Source organism: Longimicrobium sp. (assembly GCA_036389795.1).
Classification (GTDB): domain Bacteria; phylum Gemmatimonadota; class Gemmatimonadetes; order Longimicrobiales; family Longimicrobiaceae; genus Longimicrobium.
Genome location: DASVWD010000058.1, coordinates 1 through 5,918, shown reverse-complemented (window position 1 = coordinate 5,918; position 5,918 = coordinate 1). Strand labels below are relative to the sequence as shown.

General features: G+C 70.5%; 5 protein-coding genes. 1 reads left to right on the top strand and 4 read right to left on the bottom strand.

All coding sequences use genetic code 11. From position 1 onward, the window contains the following. Positions 1-237 precede the first annotated feature (237 nt). The 4 genes from VF746_07175 to VF746_07160 all read right to left on the bottom strand — a co-directional run bounded on the left by VF746_07175 (position 238) and on the right by VF746_07160 (position 4,398). Complete coding sequence (locus tag VF746_07175) at positions 238-1,095, bottom strand: succinate dehydrogenase/fumarate reductase iron-sulfur subunit (protein ID HEX8692182.1); 858 nt, start codon at positions 1,093-1,095, stop codon at positions 238-240. A 251-nt stretch (positions 1,096-1,346) separates the two neighbouring features. Next, positions 1,347-1,787 (bottom strand): hypothetical protein, encoded by a 441-nt coding sequence (locus VF746_07170; GenBank protein HEX8692181.1) that lies wholly within the window; start codon positions 1,785-1,787, stop codon positions 1,347-1,349. Next, the gene (locus VF746_07165) at positions 1,784-3,598 is read right to left on the bottom strand and encodes a fumarate reductase/succinate dehydrogenase flavoprotein subunit (GenBank protein HEX8692180.1); all 1,815 of its coding nucleotides are present in this window, start codon (positions 3,596-3,598) and stop codon (positions 1,784-1,786) included. Before VF746_07165 ends, VF746_07170 begins: the two co-directional genes overlap by 4 nt. A gap of 5 nt (positions 3,599-3,603) precedes the next feature. After that, positions 3,604-4,398 (bottom strand): hypothetical protein, encoded by a 795-nt coding sequence (locus VF746_07160; GenBank protein ID HEX8692179.1) that lies wholly within the window; start codon positions 4,396-4,398, stop codon positions 3,604-3,606. 356 nt (positions 4,399-4,754) lie between these two features. On the opposite strand from VF746_07160, the gene VF746_07155 reads away from it, so the two are divergent. Continuing rightward, a complete protein-coding gene (locus tag VF746_07155) occupies positions 4,755-5,291 on the top strand; it encodes a M15 family metallopeptidase (protein ID HEX8692178.1) in 537 nt (178 codons plus the stop codon). Positions 5,292-5,918: the final 627 nt, after the last annotated feature.

Below are 5,918 nucleotides of genomic sequence, written 5' to 3'. Positions count from 1 at the left end.
GACTCCGGGTCTGACTCAGGAACGGGCTCTCTCGCACCAATGAGCTTACCGACCTCTTTGCCGACGCCACCCGCCCAATTTATGCTCCCACACCCGTTTCATCCTCCCTGGTCGCGCGCAGCGCGGTGGTAGACTCAGGATGGAATAAATAGCGACCGACGCCCCCGAACCCGAACCACACAAAGACGAATTCGTGCTCCTGCGCCCCGTGGGCCCGTGCGTGTCACGCCACTCGGATCATCCCTTCCTCCTCCCGGTCACGAGCTGGACGAGCTTCTTCAGCGGGTCGTAGTGGCGGTCCACCACCCGTTCTTTCAGCGGGATGATGGCGTTGTCGGTGATGCGGATGCTCTCGGGGCAGACGTCGGTGCAGCACCGGGTGATGTTGCAGTAGCCGATCCCGCCCTCGTCCTTGAGGTAGCGCGTGCGCTCGCCCACGTCCAGCGGGTGCATCTCGTAGACGCCGGCGCGCACCAGGAACGCCGGGCCCATGAAGCGGTCGTGCTTGCCGTGGCTGCGCAGCACGTGGCAGACGTCCTGGCAGAGGAAGCACTCGATGCACTTGCGGAACTCCTGCGGCCGGTCGACCTCGTGCTGCCGCATCCGCCAGGTGCCATCGGGCGCGTCGGGAGAACGCGGCTGGAAGTAGGGGATCGACTTGTTGACCTCGTAGTTCCAGGACACGTCGGTCACCAGGTCGCGCACCACCGGGAACGCCTGCATCGGGGTGATGGTCACCGGCTGGTCGTCGGCGAGGTCGGAGAGGCGCGTCATGCACATCAGCTTCGGCTTGCCGTTGATCTCGGCGCTGCACGAGCCGCACTTCCCCGCCTTGCAGTTCCAGCGCACGGCCAGGTCGTTGGCGCTCTCGGCCTGGATGCGGTGCACGGCGTCGAGCACCACCATCCCCTCGGAGACCTCGGTCTCGTACTCGCGGAAGTCCCCGCCGCTCGCGTCGCCGCGCCAGATGCGGAAGCGCCGCGTGCGCCGCGCCGCCTTCACGTCCTGCGCCGCCTGCGCCGCGGCGAACGAGTCCCTCCCGGCCACGGTGCCGGGGTTCACGCTCTCGGTGGTGGTCACGTCGGTGCTGCTCATCCCGCCTCCGGCATTGAGTGCGAAGTGCGAAGTGCGAGGTGCGAAGTGCGAAAGTCGCCGTTCCGGTCCGGAACCTCGCCCCGCGGTGTGTTCTCCCTCTCCCGCGCAGCGGGGGAGGGCCGGGGAGGGGGCACCCCGCTCGCCGCCGCGCCGAAGCCGGTCAGGCCCCCTTCGATCTTCCCCGACCTGCCTCACCCCATCTCCCGGATCACGTCCCCCGACCTCGCGCACCGCGGGACCGGGACGCGCGACTATCCGCACAGCGGCCGCTGCGTGCCCCATTCGGCCAGGTGGCGGGCGCGGTACCGGCCGCCGTCGGGGAGGACCGCGTCGATCCGGAGCGGGACGGGGGAGCCGCGCGCCACCGTCCCGAACTCGACCGTGGCCGAGCGCACCGGCCGGCACGCGCCGCTCCCGGCGCACCAGGCCGCGCTCCCCTCCCCCCCGCCCTCGCCGGGGAGGACGACGCGCGCGCCCGACAGCTCGTCCTCGCCCTTCCACACCGAGATCCGCAGCCGCGGGCTCTCGCCACCGGCGGAGTAGACCAGCACGTCGACCGCCCGCGCGTCCGTCGGCGCGCAGGAGCGCTCGAGCACGGCCCGCTCTCCCTGGCCTCCCGCGGCCGCCGGGGCGCAGCCGAGCAGCAGCGCCGCCGCCAGGCAGGCCGGCAGCTTGGACCGCGCCGCCGTCACCCCATCTCCTTGATCACGTCCTTCAGCTCCTGGCGCATCTCGGGGATCGGGAGCCGCTCCATCTCCATCCCCCCGTCCGCGCCCCTGCGCACGGCGATGTTGAAGGTGCCCTGCGCGGGGTCCTTCTCGGGGAAGTCCTCGCGGAAGTGGCCGCCGCGGCTCTCCTTGCGCTCCAGCGCGGAGAGCACGATCGCCTCGCTCACCGTGAGCAGGTTCGGCAGGTCGAGCGCCGTGTGCCACCCCGGGTTGTACTCGCGGTTGCCGGTCACCCCCGCGCGCTCCGAGCGCTCGCGCAGCGACCCCAGCTCGTGCACCGCGCGGCGCATGTCGCCCTCGTTGCGGACGATGCCCACCAGGTCCTGCATGACGTCCTGCAGCGCGGCCTGCACCTGGTACGGGTTCTCCGCCGCGGAAGGGCGCTCGAAGGGGGCGACGGCGCGGCGCGCGGCGTCGGCCACCTGCTCGGGGTCGAAGTGCCCCTTCGGCGCGTCCTTCGCGAAGAGCGCCGCGTGCTCGCCCGCGCGCTTGCCGAACACCAGCAGGTCGGAGAGCGAGTTGCCGCCCAGGCGGTTGGCGCCGTGCAGCCCCGCCGCGCACTCGCCCGCGGCGAAGAGGCCGGGGACGGTGGACATCTGCGTGTCGCCGTCCACCCGGATCCCGCCCATGATGTAGTGCGTGGTGGGCCCCACCTCCATCGGCTCCCGGGTGATGTCGATGTCGGCCAGCTGCTTGAACTGGTGGTACATGCTGGGGAGCTTCTTCTTGATGTGCTCCTCGGCCTTCGGCAGCCGCTCCTTGATCCAGGCGATGTCGAGGAAGACGCCCCCGTGCGGGCTCCCCCGCCCCTCGCGCACCTCGCGCACGATGCAGCGCGCCACGTGGTCGCGCGTGAGCAGCTCCGGCGGGCGGCGGGCGTTCTTGTCGCCTTGTGTGTAGCGCCACCCCTCGTCCTCGCTGTCGGCCGTCTGCGCCCGGTAGTTGTCGGGGATGTCGTCGAACATGAAGCGCTTGCCGTCGCGGTTCTTGAGCACGCCCCCCTCGCCGCGCACCCCCTCGGTCACCAGGATCCCGCGCACGCTGGGCGGCCATACCATCCCGGTGGGGTGGAACTGCACGAACTCCATGTCGATGAGGTCCGCCCCCGCGTGGTACGCCAGCGCGTGCCCGTCGCCCGTGTACTCCCAGCTGTTGCTGGTGATCTTGTACGCGCGGCCGATCCCCCCCGTGGCCAGCACCACGGCCCCGGCGCGGAAGAGCTGGAAGCGCCCCCGCTCGCGGTCGTAGGCGAAGGCGCCCGCCACCCGCTCGCCGTCCTTGAGCAGCGTGGTGACGTTGGTCTCCATGTAGACCGCGATCCCCTGGTGCACCCCCTTGTCCTGGAGGACGCGGATCATCTCCAGGCCCGTGCGGTCGCCCACGTGGGCCAGGCGCGGGTAGCGGTGCCCGCCGAAGTTGCGCTGCAGGATGCGCCCGTCGTCGGTGCGGTCGAAGAGCGCGCCCCACGCCTCCAGCTCGCGCACCCGGGCCGGCGCCTCGCGCGCGTGCAGCTCGGCCATGCGCCAGTTGTTGAGGTACTGCCCCCCGCGCATGGTGTCGGCGAAGTGCACGCGCCAGCTGTCGCGGTCGTCCACGTTGGCCAGCGCGGCGGCCACCCCGCCCTCGGCCATCACCGTGTGCGCCTTCCCCAGCAGGCTCTTGCAGACCAGCCCCACGCTGGCCCCCATGGCGCTCGCCTCGATCGCCGCGCGCAGCCCCGCGCCCCCGGCGCCGATCACCAGCACGTCGTGCTCGTGTACCTGATGCTGATCCATCGGCTTTAGAAGATCCGGAAGTCGGTGATCACGCCGCGGGCCACGAGCCGCACGTACAGGTCGGCGATGCAGACGAACACCAGCGAGGCCCAGGCCCAGTTGCCGTGGCGGAGGTTGAACCAGGTGGAGCGCTTCCACGCCGCGTGCCGCGCCTGCCCGAACCGGCTGCAGTTCGTGCAGTCGACGCTGCCGCCCACCAGGTGGCGGAAGGAGTGGCAGCCGAAGAGGTAGCCCGAGAGGAGGACCACGTTGACGAGCAGGACGAGCGTCCCCACGCCCACCCCGAAGCCGTCGGGGAAGAAGAACGCCTTGAAGGTGTCGTACCAGAGCCAGAGCAGCACCGGGATCGACAGGTACAGGAAGTAGCGGTGGAAGTTCTGCAGGATGAGCGGGAAGAAGGTCTCCCCGCGGTAGCCCTTCCCCCACGGCTCGCCCACCGCGCAGGCGGGCGGGTCCATGAAGAAGGAGCGGTAGTAGGCCTTGCGGTAGTAGTAGCAGGTGGCGCGGAAGCCCAGGATCACCCCCATCATCAGGATGGCGGGCGAGAACGGCCACCACGACAGCCCCAGCACCCGCACCTCGTCGGGGCAGGCGTCGGTGATGCAGGGCGAGTAGAACGGCGACAGGTACGGCTCGTGGAAGTAGTCGCGGCCCTGGAAGATCGCCCAGGTGGCGTACGCCCCGGCCAGGCCGAGGGTCAGCGCGGTGCCGAGCGGTCCGGCCCACCAGCGGTCGCGGCGCAGCGTCTGGCCGAAGCGCGCGGGCGCGGGCGGGGAGACGACGGGGAGAGACGACGACATCGCTCTGGTGCTCCCGGCGGCGGTGCGGGTGCGTGGCCGCCCGGCCGGGCTCGTGCCCGGCGGGGCGGGGGGAGTGCGTGCGGCTCGGATTCAGGCCTGCTAAGGATGGTAAGCGAGGGCGGACCCGGCAAGATGTTCGTCGCTGTCGGGTGGGGCCGGGCGGCCGAAACCGCGGCATCCGCCACACGAAGTCCGCTCCCGCGGACCCCGCCAGGTGATCTGCGCTTCGTTCGGGGCTCGCCCCGCCTTCGGGTCGCCCGCGCCCGGCGAAAACCGGGAGATCGGTCCATCCAACAGGATGCGTCTCCGTCCGGACGGTGGACGGGGCGGACGAACCCTGTGAGCAGAGGTGGATCATGGCGGCAAGCCTGGACGACCTGGTCCCGGATTTCCGGCCGGCGGCGGAAGAGCTCCTCGCCCGGCTGCGCAGCCGCGGGATCGAGATGCGGCCCAACGAGACGCTCCGCGACCCGTTCAAGCAGGCCAGGTTCTGGCGGCAGTCGCGCAGCATCGAGACGATCCGCGAGAGGGCCAGGGAGCTGCGCAGCGCGGGCGCCGGCTTCCTCGCGTTCTGCCTGGAGAGCGTCGGCCCGCAGCACGGACGGCACGTGACCAACGCGCTCCCCGGGCTCTCGTGGCACCAGTGGGGCGAGGCCCTGGACTGCTTCTGGGTGGTGGACGGGAGGGCGGAATGGTCCGAGGACCGGTTCGTCGACGGGGTGAACGGGTTCCGCGAGTACGCCTCCGCCGCGCGGGCCATGGGCCTGACGGCGGGCGGCTTCTTCACGAGCCTCAAGGACTTCCCGCACGTCCAGCTCCGCCCCGCGGCGAACCCCCGGAGCATGTTTTCGCTGCGGGAGATCAGCAACGAGATGGAGCGGCGGTTCGGCTGAGGTGCCCACGCGCGAGGAGCCGCGGATCGTCGGGCTGATACGAGTCCGGCAAAGGCTTTTCTCACGCAGAGTCAGCAGAGTTAGCAGAGAACCCCTCCGCTGACTCTGCTGATACCAGATTCTGCGATCGATTGTGCAAAGAAGATGTCATCCTGAGGGAGCCGCTGCGCCGAACCTGCCCCGGCAACGATGCCTGGCGGCGACCGAAGGATCTACTCACCCCGGAGCGAGGCCGGCTTCTGCGCACTGCACCTGGCCACCAGACACGCGGAGTAGATCCTTCGGTCGCGTCCAATCATTGGCGCGGGGGTGAATTCCGCGCGGACGCTCCCTCAGGATGACTTCGTGTGTGGCATGGAATGCACAGTCGGTTTCGGAAGGTGGTATGACTCTGCGTGAGGCTGCTGTTTTCCAGGGATGGAACTACGCGGCGGGCGCCCCTCTCCGGAGCGCCCGCCGTCGTTCGTCCCCGCCTGTCGCGGGTCGGCTCAGAAGCTGTAGCGCAGCCCGAGCTGCACCTGGAACTGGAACGGGTCGAAGCCCAGCGGCAGCTCCTCGGCGAAGCGGTCGTTCACCTCGTAGGTCACCTGCCCGTTCGCGGCCGTGAAGCCGCGCGCGATCAGCAGG